Annotated in this window: 17 protein-coding genes; 5 read left to right on the top strand and 12 right to left on the bottom strand. The window is 74.2% G+C overall.

Annotated features, from left to right (window positions below; translation table 11 throughout):
* Positions 1-46: 46 nt before the first annotated feature.
* The 9 genes from ACIGQF_RS01305 to ACIGQF_RS01265 form a co-directional block, all read right to left on the bottom strand.
* Entirely contained in the window at positions 47-1,078 is a 1,032-nt protein-coding gene (locus ACIGQF_RS01305; RefSeq protein WP_399703866.1) for an iron-containing redox enzyme family protein, read from the bottom strand.
* The gene (locus ACIGQF_RS01300; protein ID WP_399703863.1) at positions 1,075-2,688 is read right to left on the bottom strand and encodes an FAD-dependent oxidoreductase; all 1,614 of its coding nucleotides are present in this window, start codon (positions 2,686-2,688) and stop codon (positions 1,075-1,077) included. The genes ACIGQF_RS01305 and ACIGQF_RS01300 overlap by 4 nt, the downstream gene beginning before the upstream one ends.
* Positions 2,685-4,163 (bottom strand): GMC family oxidoreductase N-terminal domain-containing protein, encoded by a 1,479-nt coding sequence (locus tag ACIGQF_RS01295; protein ID WP_399703862.1) that lies wholly within the window; start codon positions 4,161-4,163, stop codon positions 2,685-2,687. Before ACIGQF_RS01295 ends, ACIGQF_RS01300 begins: the two co-directional genes overlap by 4 nt.
* Positions 4,160-4,558, bottom strand: a complete 399-nt coding sequence (locus ACIGQF_RS01290; protein ID WP_399703859.1) for a hypothetical protein — start codon at positions 4,556-4,558, stop codon at positions 4,160-4,162. Before ACIGQF_RS01290 ends, ACIGQF_RS01295 begins: the two co-directional genes overlap by 4 nt.
* A complete protein-coding gene (locus ACIGQF_RS01285; protein WP_399703855.1) occupies positions 4,555-5,976 on the bottom strand; it encodes an aspartate aminotransferase family protein in 1,422 nt (473 codons plus the stop codon). Before ACIGQF_RS01285 ends, ACIGQF_RS01290 begins: the two co-directional genes overlap by 4 nt.
* Positions 5,969-7,366: an NAD(P)/FAD-dependent oxidoreductase gene (locus ACIGQF_RS01280; protein ID WP_399703853.1), complete on the bottom strand. Its 1,398-nt coding sequence runs from the start codon at positions 7,364-7,366 to the stop codon at positions 5,969-5,971. Before ACIGQF_RS01280 ends, ACIGQF_RS01285 begins: the two co-directional genes overlap by 8 nt.
* The gene (locus ACIGQF_RS01275; protein ID WP_399703850.1) at positions 7,363-8,418 is read right to left on the bottom strand and encodes a glycosyltransferase family 2 protein; all 1,056 of its coding nucleotides are present in this window, start codon (positions 8,416-8,418) and stop codon (positions 7,363-7,365) included. The genes ACIGQF_RS01280 and ACIGQF_RS01275 overlap by 4 nt, the downstream gene beginning before the upstream one ends.
* 64 nt (positions 8,419-8,482) lie before the next feature.
* Positions 8,483-9,718: a DegT/DnrJ/EryC1/StrS family aminotransferase gene (locus tag ACIGQF_RS01270; protein ID WP_399703847.1), complete on the bottom strand. Its 1,236-nt coding sequence runs from the start codon at positions 9,716-9,718 to the stop codon at positions 8,483-8,485.
* 51 nt (positions 9,719-9,769) lie between these two features.
* Positions 9,770-11,026 (bottom strand): GNAT family N-acetyltransferase, encoded by a 1,257-nt coding sequence (locus ACIGQF_RS01265; protein WP_399703844.1) that lies wholly within the window; start codon positions 11,024-11,026, stop codon positions 9,770-9,772.
* A 428-nt stretch (positions 11,027-11,454) separates the two neighbouring features.
* Between ACIGQF_RS01265 and ACIGQF_RS01260 the strand changes: the two genes are divergently transcribed.
* The 5 genes from ACIGQF_RS01260 (at position 11,455) to ACIGQF_RS01240 (ending at position 14,956) form a co-directional block, all read left to right on the top strand.
* Positions 11,455-11,766 (top strand): hypothetical protein, encoded by a 312-nt coding sequence (locus ACIGQF_RS01260; RefSeq protein WP_399703843.1) that lies wholly within the window; start codon positions 11,455-11,457, stop codon positions 11,764-11,766.
* Positions 11,767-11,922: 156 nt separating this feature from the next.
* A complete protein-coding gene (locus tag ACIGQF_RS01255; protein ID WP_399703841.1) occupies positions 11,923-12,381 on the top strand; it encodes an SRPBCC family protein in 459 nt (152 codons plus the stop codon).
* A gap of 134 nt (positions 12,382-12,515) precedes the next feature.
* Positions 12,516-12,986, top strand: coding sequence for a TrkA C-terminal domain-containing protein (locus ACIGQF_RS01250; protein ID WP_361561725.1), 471 nt, complete (start codon positions 12,516-12,518; stop codon positions 12,984-12,986).
* Position 12,987: 1 nt separating this feature from the next.
* The gene (locus ACIGQF_RS01245) at positions 12,988-14,289 is read left to right on the top strand and encodes a cation:proton antiporter (protein WP_399703839.1); all 1,302 of its coding nucleotides are present in this window, start codon (positions 12,988-12,990) and stop codon (positions 14,287-14,289) included.
* Between the two features lie 85 nt (positions 14,290-14,374).
* Positions 14,375-14,956: a VanZ family protein gene (locus tag ACIGQF_RS01240; RefSeq protein WP_399703836.1), complete on the top strand. Its 582-nt coding sequence runs from the start codon at positions 14,375-14,377 to the stop codon at positions 14,954-14,956.
* Positions 14,957-14,959: 3 nt separating this feature from the next.
* Here the strand turns inward: ACIGQF_RS01240 and ACIGQF_RS01235 are convergent, their stop codons facing one another.
* From ACIGQF_RS01235 to ACIGQF_RS01225, 3 genes are all read right to left on the bottom strand, one after another.
* On the bottom strand, positions 14,960-15,688 hold the full coding sequence (locus tag ACIGQF_RS01235; protein ID WP_399704744.1) for an aspartate/glutamate racemase family protein: 729 nt from the start codon (positions 15,686-15,688) through the stop codon (positions 14,960-14,962).
* Positions 15,689-15,806: 118 nt separating this feature from the next.
* Complete coding sequence (locus ACIGQF_RS01230) at positions 15,807-16,298, bottom strand: MarR family winged helix-turn-helix transcriptional regulator (protein ID WP_399703834.1); 492 nt, start codon at positions 16,296-16,298, stop codon at positions 15,807-15,809.
* Positions 16,299-16,355: 57 nt separating this feature from the next.
* The gene (locus ACIGQF_RS01225; protein WP_399703831.1) at positions 16,356-17,204 is read right to left on the bottom strand and encodes an alpha/beta fold hydrolase; all 849 of its coding nucleotides are present in this window, start codon (positions 17,202-17,204) and stop codon (positions 16,356-16,358) included.
* Positions 17,205-17,206 lie beyond the last annotated feature (2 nt).

The following is a 17,206-nucleotide window of genomic DNA, read 5'->3' as shown; positions in this document are numbered from 1 at the left end:
AGTGACAGCACGTCACCATTTAACGGGACGTGTGCCTTCCGGTCCCTTACCCCGCGTGCGGGCCGCGCCACCGTACGAGATGCCGGAGCAGATGGTCGTACTGCCGGGTCCCCGCGTCGACGGCCAGATGGGCGCCGCGCAGCACCTGGCAGATCTCGGCGGGCGTCAGCCGGGGCCGCTGGGCGCGCAGTCCCTCGGAGAGCTCCTGGCTGTGACGGGGGTCGATACGGGTGTGCGCGGTGAAGTAGAGGCGGGTGTCCTCGTCGTGCAGGCCCACCCGGTCCATGCCCGCCAGCAGCTGCCGGAAGTGCGGCTCGACCCAGCTCTCGAAGACGAAGAAGCAGCCGTACGCGGCCTGGGTGCGGGAGGGGCGGGTGAGCAGTGCCGTGAACAGATTCGAGGTGATCTTCGCGAACCAGGGGTGCGCGCTGCGGTACCGGGCCAGTTCCTCCCAGCCGGCGGCCGAGCCGAGCTGGCGGCGCAGCCAGTAGGTGTGGAAGTTCTCCAGCCGGCCGCGGCCGCACTCGTCCCAGAGGTTGGCGGCGGCGACCGCCTTCTGCCGGCCCTGGAGACCGACCACCAGCAGCGCGACCTCGTCGTCCACGACCTCGTTGCGGATCAGTTCGCAGCGGATGAAGTACTCGATCTGCGGGCGGGTGGCCTCGGTGGCCAGATAGTCGAAGAGCGGGTGGGAGACGCCGCTGTTGTCGGCGGCCAGCTCGTCCAGGTAGTCGGCGGCCGCCTCCTGGCCGTCAGGTTCGGGCACCGGCGCGGGCCTGGCCCAGACGTCGATCAGCTCGCGCTCCAGCCGGGTCCGCGCCGCGAACAGGGCGATCTCCAGGTCGTCGTCGCGCGTCAGGGTGGCCGGACCGTCGCGGTAGCCGAGGGACCGGGAGCAGAGCGTGGCCAGGTGTTCGTGCAGGAACCGGCCGTGCGCCTCGGGGGCGTCGCGGAGCCGGGCCAGCATCTCCGCCTGCGCGTCGGACGGTGCGGACAGGAAGCGGGCCAGCTCGGGGGCGAGCCCCTGGAACGGCCGTACGGGCGGCCAGTACATGTCCTGCAGCGGTGCGGTGCTCATCGGGGTCCTCCCTGTACGGTGCCGGCCGGGTCCTCCGCGTGGGCCCGGACGCTGCCCGGCCCGCGGGGGAGCAGCCCGTCCGCGACGCGCAGCGCGTTGGCGGCGATGGTCAGGCCGGGGTTGACGGCCGCCGACGACGGGAACCACGAGCTGTCGGCGACCCACAGGTTGTCCAGGTCGTGCGCCTTGCACCCCGGGTCGACGACGCTGGTGGCCGGGTCGGTACCGGCGGCCGCTGTGCCGCACTGGTGCGAGGTGACGTCGATGCCCATGCGCCGGGCAGACACCAGCGGGTACCCGGCGCGGCGCATCATCCGGGCGGTCCTGCGCACCAGCTCGTGGTGGGGAGCGAGATTCGCGGGGCGCCGCGCGATCCGGATGGCGCCGCTCGGCCCGACCGTGACGCGGTTGCCGGGGTCCGGCAGGTCCTCGCTGGTCAGGTAGAGGTCGACGCTGTGCCGGGTGAGGAACTCCAGCGCCGGGCCCGGCAGCCGGGGATGGAGGCCGCGGGCGGTGGCGGGCTGGAGCTTGCCGAGGGTCTGGACGTTGCCCAGCGGGCCGCGTGCGCCGTTCGCCAGGTACCAGTCGTTCAGGCCCAGGGTCTTCTGGAAGACCGTCCGGCCGGTGCGGCGGGGATCGGCGGCGACGAGGAAGGTGCTGTGGTGCGCCATGTAGCGGCGGCCCACTTGTCCCGAGGAGTTCGCCAGCCCCTCGGGCCGCCCGGTCCGCGAACGCAGCAGCAGTGCGGCGGTGTTCACCGCGCCGCAGGCCAGCACGTACCGGTCCGCGCGGATGCGCAGCTCCGTGCCGTCGCGGCGGGCTGCGGCGGCGGTCACCCGCCGCCCCGGCGGGTCGGCCAGCAGCCCGGTCACGGTCGTCCGGGTCAGCAGGGACACATTGCCCGAGGCCAGCGCGGGCCGCAGCGCGCACACGTCCGCGTCGCTCTTGGCGTCCAGCAGGCAGGGGAAGCCGTCGCAGGTGGCGCAGCGCACGCAGGCCCCGCCCGGCCGCAGGTCGATGCCGGTGGGCAGGTCGAAGGGGGCCAGGCCCTGGGCGCGCAGCGCGTCGGCCAGCGCGGCGACGGCCGGTTCGTGCGGCACCGCCGGGTACGGGAAGGCGCCGGACCGCCAGGGCTCGGTGGGGTCCTGGCCGGACGTGCCGTGCACCCGGTAGAGCCGCTCGGCCGCCGCGTAGTACGGCTCCAGCTCGGCGTACGAGAACGGCCAGGCGGGCGAGATGCCCTCCGCGTGTTCCACCGGGCCGAAGTCGGCCTCCCGGAATCGCGGCAGGGTGGCGCCGAAGACCTTGGTGTTGCCGCCGACGCAGTAGTGGACGTTCGGCTGGAAGCGCCGCCCGGTGTCGGCGTCGTACCAGTGCTCGGCGTTGCGGTAGCGCCGCTCGGTGAAGACCGCGTGCGGCGACCAGTTCGCCGCCTCCCGGGGCAGGAAGTCGCCGCGCTCGACGACGAGGACGCGGGCGCCGGAGTCGCGCAGTGCGTACGCCAGGGTCGCCCCGCCCATGCCGGCCCCGATGACCGCGATGTCGCAGTCCACTTCGGGCCCGGTGGGGCGCAGCAGTCCCGGCAGCTCCGGCGGGTGTGTGGTGTTCAACGCTGCCTCCTCGGCGGAGCCGTGAGGTACCGGGCGGCGATCTCGTGCGCGAAGGCCATGATCGTGCCCTGCGGGCTGACACCGGTCGGGCCGGGCAGCACCGCGGCGTCGCACACCCGCAGGTTGCGGAAGCCGTACGGGCGGCCGTCCGGGCCGCACACCCCGCCGCGCTCGGCAGGCACCATCGGGCAGGACGCCATGGCGTGCACACAGACCAGGTCCCAGGTGCGCGGGTCGGTGCCGCGCGCGAACTCCTCGGCCGACCGCACCGAGTCCAGCACCCCGGGCGCAGGCGGGTACAGCTCCACCGCACCGGCCCGGAACAGCAGCCGCGCGGCCCGCACCAGCGCGAACCGCAGCAGGTCCACGTCGTGCGGCGCGAGCCGGTGGCGCAGCACGGTCCCCGCGCCGGGCAGCCGGCCGACGGATATCCGGCCTGTCATCCGCACCTGCACGGTGAAGACCGCCGTCCGCGCGTAATCGGCCAGCAGGGTGTCGACCGCCGCCGGGCCCTGGCGCGCGAGCGCCGCCGCCAGCGCCCCGGGCGTGTGGTTGGCGGCCATGACGTGGACGCCCAGCCCGCCGAACTCGCCGACCTGGGCCGTGAAGATGGTGCCCCGCTCGGCGTGCAGCGCGGAGCCGAAGCGGGCCGGGAGCCGCAGGTTCACATGGAAGGCCGTGGCGCGGCCCGCCGTCCGGCGGTGGATGCCGCTGCACTGGAGGAGCGCGGCGCTGCCGACGGCACCGGCGGCCAGGAAGACCGTACGCGGCCGGTACCGCACCGGCGCGCCGTCCGGCCCCACGGCCCGTACGGCGTGCACCGTGCCGCCGTCGTGGTCCAGCCGTACGACGCGTACGCCCGGTGTGATGCGTGCGCCGTACCGTTCGGCCTCCGGCAGATACGTCGTCGCCATGGTCCGCTTGGCGCCGGACGGGCAGCCGGTGGGGCAGCGGTTGCGGTGGGCGCAGCCCGGTGCCGCGCGCCGGGCGAGCGTCCAGCGCCAGCCCAGGCCCTCGGCGGCTGCGGCCAGCAGCCGGGAGTCCTCATTGCCCGCGCCGTGCCGCTGCGGCGCCACGTCCAGCCGTCGGGAGATCTCGCTCAGGTGGCCGGTGAGGTGGCGGAGGCGGTAGCCGTCGGTGCCGAGGGCGTCCGCCCACCGGTCCAGCAGCCCGGCCGGCGGTTCCCACAGCAGGCCGCCGTTGACCACGGTGGTGCCGCCCACGCAGCGGCCCTCGCCGTACGGGATGACGGGGCTGCCGAAGACGGGGGTGAGCCCGGCGTTGCGGTACAGCCGCCGCAGGCTCTCGGCCGGTGCCGCGGCGGCCAGTTCGGCGGTGGACACCCGCGGGCCCTCCTCCAGGACGACGGGCCGGCGGCCCGCCCGTGCCAGCTCCAGGGCGGCGACGGCCCCGCCGGCGCCCGAGCCGATGACCAGCGCGTCGCACTCGACGGTGCGGGGCGTGCGTCCGCTCATGTCGGGGCTCCCGTCGGGACGGAGGGCGGCGCTGACGGCCGCGGGACACGGTCCGGACCGCCGTCCAGCCCGCCGTACAGCGCCAGCGTCTCCGCCGAGCGCAGCAGCAGCGCGCACCCGGGCAGCCGCGCGAGGCGCCGGCTGCCGTACGCCAGCGCCTCGGGCCGGGAGCGTGCCACGCGGACCCGGGCCATCAGCAGGAACGCGAGGGGCAGAAGGCGCAGTACGAGCCGGGCCGCGATCCGGTAGGGGCGTGGCTGGACCCGCAGGCTGCCCGCCACATGGGCGGTGGCGCGCGCGAGGACCTCGGGGTCCCGCAGTACCGGGTGGCGCGCGGCCCACAGCGCGGGCAGCCCGGCGGCCGTCAGCGCCCGCTCCAGCGCGTCGGGCCTCACCGCCGGACCGCCCGGTCCTTGGCGAACGCCGCCAGCAGGCGCGGCGCGCCCTGCTCCAGCACGGCGTCCAGCGCGGCCAGGAACACCTCGACCTCCTTGTCCCCGGCCACCAGCGGCGGCGAGACGATCAGCGGCAGACCGTGGTTGGAGCCGTAGAACGTCAGCACGTCGTGGTCCCGGTACAGCGCGGCGATCACGGCAGCGGTGACCAGCTTCAGCCGCAGCCGCGGGTCCTGCGCGAACGAGCCGGGCAGCAGCCGCAGCACCCGGTCCAGCGCCGGATGGCCGGCCCGCAGGAACACGCCGTGCAGCGCGCCCCGCCCGGCCGTGCCCGCGACCAGGTCCGGGTGGCGGGCGGCGATCCCGGCCAGGCCGGCGGCCAGCCGCTCGCCGATCCGCACCGCGCGCCCCGGATAGTCGTCCTCGACCGCGATGGCCACCGCCTCCAGGGCCGTGACGGTCTCCTCCCCGAAGCCGTAGTAGGTGGTGCTGTGCAGGGTGGCGTCGGTGAGGTTGTCGTACGCGGCCCGGAACAGCGGCTCGCGCGCGACGTAGCCGGAGACCGACGCCTTGCCGCCGCCGAAGGACTTGGACGTGGTGAGCACGTCGGGGACGAGACCCGGGTGGCGCATGAAGTGGAACAGCGTCCCCGTCCTGCCCCAGCCGGTGTACACCTCGTCCAGGACGAGCACGATGTCCCGCTCGGTGCACAGCCGCCGCACCTCGTGCAGGAACTCCCCGGAGCACTCGCGCAGCCCCGAGGCGCTGAACGGCTCCAGCACCACCGCGTAGACGTCGCTGCCGCCGTCGCCGGTGGTGTGCCGTTCCAGCGCGAGGACGAAGGAGGCCAGGTCGTCGTAGGCGAAGGCGTCGGTGCCGGGCAGACCGGGGTAGGGGAACGTCACCTCGGGCGAGGCGGTGAGGCTGCCCGCGCCGAGCAGCTTGCCGTGGAAGGCGATGTCGCTGTGCAGCACGGTGCCGCGGCGGCCGCGGTGGTACTTGTACGCCAGCTTCAGCGCTCCCTCGACGGCCTCGGCGCCGGAGTTCGGGAAGTAGCCGATGTTCAGGTCGCCGGGCAGCAGCTGCGCGAGGTTGTGGGCGAGCGCGGCGACGTAGGGCGAGAGGAAGTTCTTGTGCACCTCCATGGCCTGGCGTTCGGCGAAGCGGCGGCGGGCCGCGAGGATCCGCGGGTGGTTGTGGCCGTGGTTGAGGACGCCGATGCCGCCGGTGAAGTCCAGGATCCGCCGTCCGTCGCGCAGGGTGATCCAGCAGCCCTCGGCATGCTCGGCCAGATCGTGTCCGAAGCCGAAGGAGCCGAGCAGCGACACCTGGCTGCGGCTGACGTAACGGCGGTACAGGCCGTGCACCTGACGTGGCGTCATGTGCAGGCAGTCCTCGGCGGTGAAGAGGTCAGTCATCTGCCGCTCCCGTGATGGCCAGGGTGGGGTGCGCGGGCCGGGCCGCCGCCCGGACGCGGTCGGCGATCAGCCGGCCGGCCCGCTGCCCGCCCCGGAGGGCGTAGTTGGTGCCCCGGTCCTCGGGGAACACCTGGGCCATGCCGGCCAGGTAGAGGCCCGGTACGGGGGATTCGGTGGCGGGGACGGTCCGCGAGTAGTGCCGGGTGATCACCGGCTGGGCGTGCTCGGCGCGCCACACGTGGTACCGGCGCACCCACTCCTCCCGGAACGCGGGGAACATCCGGCGCAGATGGAGCAGGCTGTACCGGTAGACCTGGTCGTTGGGCATCCGGTACAGCCGGGCGTCCGCCGGCAGGTACTTCGACAGGTAGACCACGTGCCGTCCCCCGTAGTGCCGTGCCGGGTCGAGGTTGGTGTGCTCGATGACGCCGACGTAGGGGAATCCGGGGTCGGTGACGTTGAGCCAGTAGGTGTCCGACAGCGGCCGGTCGTTCTCCAGCACCAGACAGATGTTGGCCAGGTACGGGACCGCCGCGAGCTGCCGCCGCAGGCCCGGTACGGCCGGATGGGCCGCCGCCTGCCCCGTGAGGAAGCCGGCGGCGGGGCCGGGCGCGGTGGTCACCAGCACCCGCCGGGCGGCGTGCAGCGTGCCGCCCGCCCGTACGCCGGTCACGCCCCGGGGCCCGACCAGCACGTCCGTGACCGGGCAGGACGTACGGATGCGCACCCCCAGCCGGGCCAGCTCGGGCAGCCACGCGGCCAGCAGGGCGCCGCAGCCGCCGCGCAGGTAGTAGAGCACTTCGCGCCCGGCGCGGCTGCGGCTGCCGCCGCGCAGATGCAGCTTGGTCCACATCCAGGTGGCGCCGACCTCGGGTGCGTACTCCCCGAACTTGCCCTCCAGCAGTGGCCGCCAGACCCGGTCGTAGACCCGGCGTCCGGCCAGCCCCACCAGCCACTCCTCGGCCGTCAGCGCCTCCAGCTCCCGCCAGTGCCGCACCCGCCCGGCCCGCAGCACCGACCGGCCGAGCCGGAACCGGTCGGCGACCGGCAGCGGCGCGAACCGCGCCACGTCCAGCGGCGTGGACAGCCGGTGGACGGAGCCCGCGTGGTAGAAGCCGGTACGGCCCGGGTACCGCTCGACGAGGCCTGCGCAGCCCAGCTCGGCGCAGAGCCGGAAGATGTCCGTGTCGGAGGCGAACCAGTGGTGGTAGAAGCGCTCCAGCTGCCGCCCGCCGACCGGGAAGGTGCCCGCGAGGCCACCCACCCGGTCGTCGGCCTCCAGGACCAGGCAGCGCAGCCCCGCCCGGCCCAGTTCGTGCGCCGCCGCGAGCCCGGTGAAACCGGCGCCCACCACGACGACGTCCCACTCACGCCCGTCCGCGGTGCTCATCGGGCCGCCCGGGTACGGGCCACCGGCAGCGGCAGTACGGCCTCGGTGCCCGGCACTTCCGCCCCCGCCGGACCGTCGGACTGCGGCGGGTGCCGTTCCAGGAGGACGTACGGCGGGCGGCCGCGCAGCTCGCGGTGGACCAGCCGCAGGTACTCGCCGAGCAGCCCCAGCAGCACCGCCTCGCAGCCGAACGTCCAGGCCGCCAGCGGCAGTCGGTGGCGGCGCACCGCTGCGGTCATGGCCGCGCCGCCCAGCCAGGCGAAGCCGACCACGGCCGGCATGCGGGCGGGCGCGGGGGAGCAGGACACCAGCCCGCGGCGGGAGAGGTCGGCCATCTTCCGCAGCGAGTACTTGGAGCGGCCGGCCGGGCGCGGCAGCCGTTCGTATCCCACGCTGGTCTCCGGGAAGCCCGCCCAGCACACCGATCCGCGCAAGTACGGTTCGCCCTCGGGCAGTTCGGTGAGCAGCCGGACGACGGCCCGGTCCAGCAGCCGGAAGTCGCCGGTGTCCAGCGCCACCGGCTGGTCCGCGAGCGCGGCCAGCAGCCGGTAGTAGACGTGCGCCGTGACCCGCTTGAAGGGGCTCTCCCCGGCGCGCGAGGTCCGCCGGGCCGACACCACGGACCAGCCGGCGCGCCACCGTGCGACCAGCTCGGGGATCAGCTCGGGCGGGTCCTGGAGGTCGGCGTCCATGGTGATCACCGCGTCTCCGGCGGCCGTCCGCAGCCCGGCGAGTATCGCCTGCTGGTGGCCGAAGTTCCGGGTCAGCCGGACGAGCCGGACCGCGGGGTCGCCGCCGGTGAGGGAGGCGAGCGTGCGCCAGGTGTTGTCCCGGCTGCCGTCGTCGACGTAGACCACCTCGTGCGCGCAGTCCGGGAGGCCGAGCAGCACGGTGGTGAGCCGGAGGTGGGTGCGCTCCAGCACCGCCTCCTCGTCGAAGCACGGCACCACCACGCTGATCAGCGGCGGCCGGCCGGGGGCCGTGCCGGCGGCGCCGGTCGTGCCGGCGGCGCGCGGACTCCCGGGGGCCGCCGGGAACGGGATCGAGGGCATGTCGTCTCCTCCCCATCGAGCGGGGCGCCGGCCGGTGCGGTGCCGGGCCGGAGCCCGTGTCGCGTCAGCCCAGTACCTCGTCCGCCGTGGCCCGGAAGCGCTCGGCGGCCGCGGCGATCTCGTCGGGCCCGCTGAACACGGTGACGCCCGCGTCGGCGCCCAGGTACGTGTCGGACAGGCCCACGGTCAGGGCCACCGCGCGGCCCAGGACGTCGTCGGTGCGGGGCAGCGCGCCGGGCCGGAAGTCCTGCCGCGGCCACGCGGGTTCCGGGCGCCGGGACGGGCAGGACCGGGCATCCCCGGCGGCCAGGGCGCGCAGCTCCGGCAGCCCGCCGTAGTAGTGCTTGGGCGAGTGCAGCAGTGTCCTGGTGCCCAGCCGCTTCGCCACGGCCTCGGCCGCCGCCCGGTCCTCGAAGAGGTGGACCAGCACGGTCGCGCAGTCGCCGGCCGGGTCGTGCGACGGGCGGCGGGCCAGTCCGTGCCGCAGGGGGATGAGGGCGGCCAGCGCGTTGCGCTGCGCCCGGGTGCGGGCCAGTACGGTGTCCAGCCGGGCCAGCTGGGCGCGGGCGACGGCCGCCGTCAGCTCGGTCATCCGCAGGTTCAGGCCGAGGATCCGGTCACCGGGCCCCTCCTCCCGGCGGTACGGGAACCAGCCGTGGTCGTGGAAGCCGTACGCCCGCTGGAAGGTGCGGTCGTCGGCGGTGAGCAGGAACCCGCCGTCGCACGCGGTGATCACCTTGAACATGTTGAGCGAGAACGCCGCGGCGCGGCCGAAGGAGCCCAGCGGCCGGCCGTGGTACGTCCCGCCGCAGGCCTGCGCCACGTCCTCCAGCACCGGCAGCCCGTGCTCGTCCGCGATCCCCTGGAGCGCGGCCATGTCGCAGGGCGCGCCGAGCATGTGGATCGGCATCAGCGCCTTGGTGCGCGGCGTGATCCGGGCCCGGACGTCGGCGGGATCCAGGGTCAGCGTCTCGTCGATCTCGGCGACGACGGGCGTGGCGCCGCTGTGGACGACGGCGGCGACCGAGGCGACGTAGAGGTAGCCGGGGACGATGACCTCGTCGCCGGGGCCGATGTCCAGCGCCGCCAGCGCGGTGAGCAGCGCGGACGTACCGCTGTTGACGGACAGGCAGTAGGGGCTGCCCAGGCGGCGCGCGGCCTCCTGCTCGAACAGCCGCGTCTGGGTGAGGTCGCCGAGCGGGTAGGAGTGCGCGGCGGTGGAGCGGGACCAGGCGTTCAGTACCTGCTGGACGTTGGCGCGTTCCTCTTCCCCGAAGAAGGCATAGCCGGGACCGGGCATGGCGGGCTCCGTTAGGGGTCGGCGGGTGGTGGCGGGAGGTGCGGCCGGGGGTCAGAAGACGATGGGGCAGAACGGCGCCGGGTCGTGGCGGAAGGCGGCCGTGGCGGCGCGGACCGCGTCGGGGCGCAGCTCCGTCACCCGGCCGGCCAGCGCCAGTTGCACGAACGAGCCGTCGCCCAGCAGTACGGCGCCCAGCTCCCGTGCCGTGAGCACCAGATCGGCGGCTGCGCGGGTGCGGACGCAGTCGGCCCCGGCGGGGCCCGTGATGAGCCGCCACCGCCCCTCGTTCCACGGGCAGAGCGGGTCGCTCACCTCCAGCACCAGCTCGGCCTCGGCGGCGTAGCCGCGGGCGGCCAGCGCGCGGTCCACGTCGACCACCCGGGCGTACAGCTGGTCGCGCACGGTCGGCGCGGCGCTGCGCGAGTCGGTGAGCAGGGCCAGGACCGGGTCGTCGACCGGGCGCGCCTCGGCGACGACGGTGCCGCCGAGGTCGACGTCCAGCAGCGACCGCCACAGGAAGGCGTGGGCGGCCGGGTCGGCCGCGCACAGTTCCCGGACGGTGACGGTGAACCGCGGGAAGGAGCGGGTCCAGCCGGCGGTGAGCCGGTAGAGGGTGTAGCCGCGTACGGCCGTGCCGTCGGTGGCCAGCATGCACAGCAGGCGTCCGGCGCCGCCGCGGTCGGCGGGCGGATCGGCGAGGGAGCGGCGCAGCCAGGCGCCCTCCCGGTGCAGCGTTCCGGGGCGGTCGGCGACGCAGGCGCGGCACACCGCCGCGATTGCGGCCTCGCTCTCGACCGGGGAGGCGACCTCCAGGGTCAGCGGGGGACCGTCGCCCGCCGGGACGTCGGCGAGTTCCCTGGCCTCGACCGGGATCGTGAGCGAGACGGCCCGGCTCGCCGCGCCGAAGCCGAAGCGGCCGTAGATGCCCGGCTCGCTGGAGTTGAGGACCGCGACCGGCTCGGCCCGTGTGGTGTGCAGGTCGGTGAGGGTCCGCCTGATCAGCTCGCGCATCAGGCCGCGCCGCCGGTGCGCGGGGGAGACGGCGATGTAGCCGAGGCCGAGCACCGGGCGCGGGCCGGTGCCGGGCAGGGTCATGTCCAGGGAGTAGCCGGCCAGCGTGGCGCAGGTCCGGCCGGCGGCGCGGGCGAGCAGCGAGCGCTTGGGCTCCAGCAGCTCGGCGACGGCCGCGCGGTGTTCCGGTGAATGGTCGTACCCGCCGTAGGCCAGACTCACCACTCCGGTGAAATCGGACCAGTCGTCGGGCGGGCGGAAGTCGTAATCCGGAGAAGGCGGTGAGGAAGAATGCACGGACACCTCCGACCGTTTCCGGATGATGCCCGTACGGACATCAATTCGGGGAAAGGGATTCAGTCGGCGCATGTACCGGGCAGGCCGTACTACCCGAAGTCGAGGTCATTTCCGCCGAGGTGTGTGCCGTCTTGCGGAATGGACCGCCGCGAGGCCCGGATCGCGGTCTCCCCATGCGCCGGTGAACCGATTCGGGGCCGCCAGAGGCTGATAACCACAGTCTTGAGGCGGCCGTCCGCTGTCAACCCCTGCCACCGGGAACGTGCCGGTCAACGCTGATTCCGGCCATTCCGGGGAAGCCCGGTACCGCGGCTTTGGCATCCGGCCATTCTCCCTGGAAGAGCCTTGCGTGGACCGGCAATGCACGCAGACTCGGAACAGCGGCCGAAGGCGCCGCGTGAGCTGTACATGACGTGACGGGAGCCGAGATGAAAAACGGCAAGCTCGTTTCCGGCAGGACCAAGCCCGGCGAGGGGTGGGTCGCCTATCCCGACCGGAACGGCGACGGCGTGTACATCGACGTCGACACCTCGGAAGGGGAATTCACCAGTACCCCCGCATACATCGCGGCCCTCACCGGTGACGACCGTATGTGGATGACCACCGGTGGCAATACCGTCTACGCCGCCACTCCGGCGGGCTTCCGCATCTACGTGCGCCGGGTGGACCGGCAGGCGATCGACCCGGAGTACGCCGCCAAGAACGGCTGGCACATCGCCTGGATCGCGGCCGAGGCCTGAGCCACCGGATGCCGCCGGGCGGCCCGTGTCGCCCGTTCGGCGCTGAGCCGGCGCGTCCCGATTGACGGGCGGGCGCGGCCCGCACAACGTCGGGTGGTGAGCGGGCGCCCGTACCCGCGGGCGCCCGCTGTCCCGCACCGACGAGCCGAGGACGCCATGAACGACAGTCCGACCGTTGTCTACGTCACCTACATCGAGGGCCCGCCGGAGAAGGTCTGGCACGCGCTGACCGACCCCGAGCTGACGGCCGCGTACTGGGGCCACAGCAATGTCTCCGACTGGCGGACCGGCTCCTCCTGGGAGCACCGGCGAACGGACGGCTCCGGCATCGCCGACGTCGTCGGGATGGTCGTCGAGAGCACCCCGCCGCGGCGGCTGGTCACCACCTGGGCCGCGCCGGGCGAGGAGCCGGCCGGCGGCCCGTCCAAGGTCACCTTCGGCATCGAGCCGTACGGCGGGATCGTCCGGCTCACCGTGACCCACGAGAACCTGGCCGACGAGGCGGAGCGCGAGGCGGCGGCCGGCGGCTGGGCCGCGGTGCTGTCCAACCTCAAGTCGCTTGTCGAGACGGGCAGCCCACTGCCGGAGGAGCCCTGGCACATGCCCGTCGGCTGAACCGCGTCCCCGCCCGGCCACGTGTACTCGTCAAGCATCTGTAATGATGGGGTAAAACGTAATGGCCAGGTAAAGGAGATCGCGTGCGGTCCGCGCCACCGGCGCACCCCGGCGCGATGTCCGGGGAGGACACGATGGGGACGCGACGCACTTCGCTGCCGGGCGTCGGTACGCGCTACGACTTCACCACGCATGCCGGACAGCGCCTCTCCGTGGTGGTACACCACGACGGACGCCGCTTCCTCGGCTTCTACGAAGCCGACGACCCCGATACCTGCCGCTCATCGGTACCACTGGAACGGGACGAGGCGACGGCGCTCGCCCACCTGATAGACCCGGCCCCGCTGGACGCCGTCCGTACCGACGGCATCGACCTGGTCACCGAGCACATCCCGATCGGCAGCCGGTCCCCGTACGGCGGCCGGCTGCTCGGTGACACCCAGGCCCGCACCCGGACCGGCGCGTCCATCGTCGCGGTGCTGCGCCGCACCAGCGCCCACCCGTCGCCGGGCCCCGATTTCCGATTCGCCATCGGCGACACCCTCGTCGCGGTCGGCACCCGTGAGGGCGTCGACGCCCTCGCCGCGATCATCGCCGGAGGCTGACATGCACGAGACCACCGCACTGCTCGTGGAGTTCGGCGCCGTCATCCTCGCCCTCGGTCTCCTCGGCCGGTTCGCCGGCCGGGTCGGACTCTCGCCCATACCCCTCTACCTCCTCGCCGGGCTGGCTTTCGGGCACGGCGGGCTGCTGCCCCTCAACGCCAGCGAGGAGTTCGTGGCCGTCGGCGCCGAGATCGGCGTCATCCTGCTGCTGCTCCTGCTCGGCCTCGAATACAGCGCCTCCGAACTCGTCACGAGCCTGAAGACGCAATACCCCTCCGGCGCCGTCGACTTCCTGCTGAACGCCGTACCGGGCGCCATTGCCGCCCTGGTGCTCGGCTGGGGCCCGGTCGCCGCCGTCGCGCTGGCCGGCGTCACCTGGATCTCCTCCTCCGGCGTCATCGCCAAGGTCCTCACCGACCTCAACCGGCTCGGCAACCGCGAGACCCCCGTCATCCTCGGCGTCCTGGTCCTCGAAGACCTCTCCATGGCGGTCTACCTGCCGCTGCTCACCGCCCTGCTGGCCGGCGTCGGCCTCGCCGGCGGCAGCGTCACGCTCCTCATCGCCCTCGGCGCCGTCGGCCTCGTCCTCTACCTCGCGCTCCGGCACGGCCGCCTGATCAGCCGCTGGGTCTCCTCCGACAACCCGGAGATGCTGCTTCTGGTCGTCCTCGGGCTGACCGTGCTCGTCGCGGGCATCGCCCAGGAACTCCAGGTCTCCGCCGCGGTCGGCGCGTTCCTCGTCGGCATCGCGCTGTCCGGTGAGGTCGCGGAGGGCGCGCGCAAGCTCCTCATGCCGCTGCGCGACCTCTTCGCCGCCGTCTTCTTCGTCTTCTTCGGGCTGTCCACGGACCCCACGGCCATCCCGCCGGTCCTGCTCCCGGCGCTGCTGCTCGCCGTCGTCACCACCGTGACCAAGATCCTGACCGGCTGGTACGCGGCCCGCCGGGCCGGCATCGGGCCCAACGGGCGGCTGCGGGCCGGCGGCGCGCTGGTGGCACGCGGGGAGTTCTCCATCGTCATCGCCGGGCTCACCACGGCCGTCGAGCCGCGGATCGGCCCCATCGCCACCGCCTACGTCCTGATCATGGTCATCCTCGGGCCGCTCACCGCGCGCTGGGCAGCGCCCGTGGTCAACCGCGCCCGGACCGGGCTCCTGCCGCTCTTCGGCATCACCTCCCGCAAGCCGGCGGCCGGCCCCGCCGAAGCCCCGGCCGAGGCTGTCGCCGACGTCCCGGCCGAGACCGCTGCCGAAGCCCCGGCCGAGGCGTCCGGGGCCCCGGAGGAGGAACCCGCGTCCCGCTAGGACGCGCATGCACTGCCGCCACAGGGGTAACCGCACCGTCGGAACAGACCAACTCCGGCAGGTCCACCTGAGGCGAGGGGTCTTCATGGCGCGGTCATCCCGGCGCAAGGGCGCCACCAGGCTGACACTCCGGCGCTCCGGCGCCGCCGGGAAGAAGAGCCGCGGCCCCACCGCGGGCGGCGGGGCATCGCTCCCGCCGCCCGTCAGGGTGCTGGTGATGGTGGTGGCGTTCGCCGTCATGGTGGCGTTCGGCGCCGTGCTCGCCCGGCTGACCCTCCAGCCGTCGGCCGCCTCCGAAGCCCTCACCCACACCAACCTGCGGCCCGGCGACTCGCTCCGCGACTACCTCACGCAGCCCGCTTTCGTCGACACCGTCAAGCAACTCGGCGGGAACATCGTGCTCGGTGTGCCCTTCGGGCTGCTACTGCCGGTGGTGGCGCCGAAAACCCGCGGCCCGGTGCGGGTGGTGCTGGTGACCGCGGCCGTGATGCTGCTGGTCGAGCTGGTGCAGGGCGCCCTGGTCACCGGGCGCGCCTTCGACATCGACGACGTCATCCTCAACACCACGGGCGCACTGCTCGGTTACGTCCTGCTCGGCCGCCGGCTGGGCCGCGCCGTCCACCCCCGGCGCCGCCACTGGTGGCAGCGGCGCACCAGTACGGCGTAGCGGTCAGCCGCCGGCGAGGAGCCGCCCCGCGCCCGGTACGACGGGATCCAGGCCGAGTTCCTTGAGGATGCGGTACGTGGTGGCGGTGGCCGCCGAGAGCACCGGCAGCCCGGCCGCGTCCTCCACCGGCTGGACCGCCGCCAGCGACGGCATCTGCACACAGGCCGAGAGGACCAGCGCGTCGGCGCGCACGAGGTCCAGCTTCCGCCAGTGCTCGCGCAGGTCCTCCGGGTCCAGCCGGGCCACCGCGAGGTTGTCGGGCACCTCCAGGCTCAGCGCGTCCACCACCTCCACGCCCGCGTCCTCGATGTACTCGACGACCAGCCGGGTGAGGTCCTTCATGTACGGCGTGAGGACCGCGACCCGGCGGGCGCCCAGCGCCGCGATGCCGTCGAGCAGCGCGCCGGCGCTGGAGACCACCGGAGCCTGCGCGCCCTGACCGCGCAGCGCCTCGGTGATCTCGGCCTCGGCCGTGCAGTGGTGGCCGGGCCCCTGCGCCATGATCGCCACCAGACAGGCGGTGGCCACCACGTCGGGGCGGGCATCGGCCAGCTCCAGCGCGGCCCGCTCGGTCTGCGCGTTCATGCCACGCAGCTCCTCGGGCGTGACGTGCCGCATGCGCATCCGGCTGCTGTGGAAGACGAAGCGGTCCTCGGGCCGCTCCCGCTCCCGGGCCCGCAGCATGCGCGGCACCTCGGTCTCCATCGTCAGGTTGGAGCTGGGCACGATCATGCCGATGTGGTGGTCGGCCGGGCTGCCGGGGCGGTCGCTCGTACCGCGGTACAGATCCGTCACGGGTGCTCCTTCGGAGAGGTACGGACACCCGCGCCGGCGGCGGTACGGGTGCGGGTCAGGACTCCTCGGCCAGGCCCTCCCAGTGGTCGGCCATGGAGGTCAGCAGGTCCATCAGGTCCGCGCGCTGCCCGGCGTCGTACGGCGCGAGCAGCCGTTCGTCCAGCGCACGGGCGCGGTCGTGCGCGGCGCGGAGGGTGCGCTCGCCCTCCTCGGTGAGGTACAGCAGCTTGCGGCGGCCGTCGTCGGCCGCGGTGCGGCGGACGAGCAGCCCGCGGTTCTCCAGGCGCCGGGCCACGTCCGCCATCGTGGAGGTGTCCAGCGCCACTGCCGAGGCCATCGACCGCTGGTCGTGTCCGGGAGCCGCGTCCACGGCGGTCAGCACCGCGAACTGCGGCCCGGTCAGCGTGGCATCGACGGCGCGCACCCACACCGCGAGGTACGCCTGGTAGAGCCGCCGCACCTGATAGCCCGGCGCGGCCGTCAGGGCCACGGGGATCGCCGGTACGGACTCTGCGGAAGGGGTGGTGTCAGCCCTCTGGTCAGCCATGGGGCCACTCAATCACGGCGCGACACGCCCGGATCGGCCGATGCCCCGGCGGTGCGGTCACCCCGCCATCGGGCGCAGTGCGTCGCGCAGCGCGGCGAGCCCGGCGGCGGGGTTGTCCCAGAAGATCATGTGGCCGGCGTCCGGGACCACCGCGAAGGCTGCCGAGGGCAGCAGCCGCCGCGCCTCGGCCGCGCCGGCCGCCGTGACCACCGGGCTGTCCGCGCCGTACAGCAGAGCCACCGGGCCGGGCACCGCGGGCCACCGGTCGAAGAAGTCCTCCGCCTCGAACCCGCGGTGCGTGGCGACGACGGCCTCCTCCGCGCAACTGGCCAGCCAGCGGGCCCGCAGCTCCTGTTCCCGGCGCGGCCAGCGCGGCCACGAGGCGGCCACCTCGTCGGCGTCCGTACCGTGCTGCGCCTGACGGAGCTGGCCGAGGAAGGTGTCGAGTGTGGTCGGGTACGGGCCGCGCCCCGGACCGCTCATCGGCGGGTCGGCGAGCACCGTACCGCCGAGGGGCACCTTGCCGCGCACCGCGGTGGCCGCCGCGATCCGCGCGCCCATCGAGTGCCCGAACAGCAGCGGCCGCTCCAGGCCCAGCCCCTCGACCACGGCCTCGGTGTCCTCGGCGTACTCCTCAAGCGTGTACCGGCCGCCGCCGTCCGAGAGCCCGCGGCCCCGCACGTCCACCACCAACGGCCTTACCCGGTCCGTCAGTTCGCGGGCGACGAAGTCCATCGTGACGGCCGGGCTGGTGATGCCGGGCAGCATCACCAGCGGAACGCCCGGTCCGCCGTAGTCCAGGACGTGCAGCCGGGCGGACCCGGAGCGCACCCACCGGCCGGTGGCGGGGACGTCGGCGAGGTCGGCGAGGGCCGACTGGGGCAGCGACCTGGGATCGGTCGGCATGG

The organism is Streptomyces sp. NPDC053560, assembly GCF_044544605.1.
GTDB lineage: Bacteria > Actinomycetota > Actinomycetes > Streptomycetales > Streptomycetaceae > Streptomyces.
The sequence above is the reverse complement of the archived record's forward strand: the minus strand, read 5'-3'. Positions and strand labels throughout refer to the sequence as shown.

Coding starts and splice junctions, on each gene's coding strand:
- ACIGQF_RS01305 (WP_399703866.1), bottom strand. CDS start 1,078: ATGAGCACCGCACCGCTGCAGGACATGTACTGGCCGCCCGTACGGCCG.
- ACIGQF_RS01295 (WP_399703862.1), bottom strand. CDS start 4,163: ATGAGCGGACGCACGCCCCGCACCGTCGAGTGCGACGCGCTGGTCATC.
- ACIGQF_RS01285 (WP_399703855.1), bottom strand. CDS start 5,976: ATGACTGACCTCTTCACCGCCGAGGACTGCCTGCACATGACGCCACGT.
- ACIGQF_RS01280 (WP_399703853.1), bottom strand. CDS start 7,366: ATGAGCACCGCGGACGGGCGTGAGTGGGACGTCGTCGTGGTGGGCGCC.
- ACIGQF_RS01275 (WP_399703850.1), bottom strand. CDS start 8,418: ATGCCCTCGATCCCGTTCCCGGCGGCCCCCGGGAGTCCGCGCGCCGCC.
- ACIGQF_RS01270 (WP_399703847.1), bottom strand. CDS start 9,718: ATGCCCGGTCCCGGCTATGCCTTCTTCGGGGAAGAGGAACGCGCCAAC.
- ACIGQF_RS01260 (WP_399703843.1), top strand. CDS start 11,455: ATGAAAAACGGCAAGCTCGTTTCCGGCAGGACCAAGCCCGGCGAGGGG.
- ACIGQF_RS01255 (WP_399703841.1), top strand. CDS start 11,923: ATGAACGACAGTCCGACCGTTGTCTACGTCACCTACATCGAGGGCCCG.
- ACIGQF_RS01250 (WP_361561725.1), top strand. CDS start 12,516: ATGGGGACGCGACGCACTTCGCTGCCGGGCGTCGGTACGCGCTACGAC.
- ACIGQF_RS01245 (WP_399703839.1), top strand. CDS start 12,988: ATGCACGAGACCACCGCACTGCTCGTGGAGTTCGGCGCCGTCATCCTC.
- ACIGQF_RS01240 (WP_399703836.1), top strand. CDS start 14,375: ATGGCGCGGTCATCCCGGCGCAAGGGCGCCACCAGGCTGACACTCCGG.
- ACIGQF_RS01235 (WP_399704744.1), bottom strand. CDS start 15,688: ATGATCGTGCCCAGCTCCAACCTGACGATGGAGACCGAGGTGCCGCGC.
- ACIGQF_RS01230 (WP_399703834.1), bottom strand. CDS start 16,298: ATGGCTGACCAGAGGGCTGACACCACCCCTTCCGCAGAGTCCGTACCG.
- ACIGQF_RS01225 (WP_399703831.1), bottom strand. CDS start 17,204: ATGCCGACCGATCCCAGGTCGCTGCCCCAGTCGGCCCTCGCCGACCTC.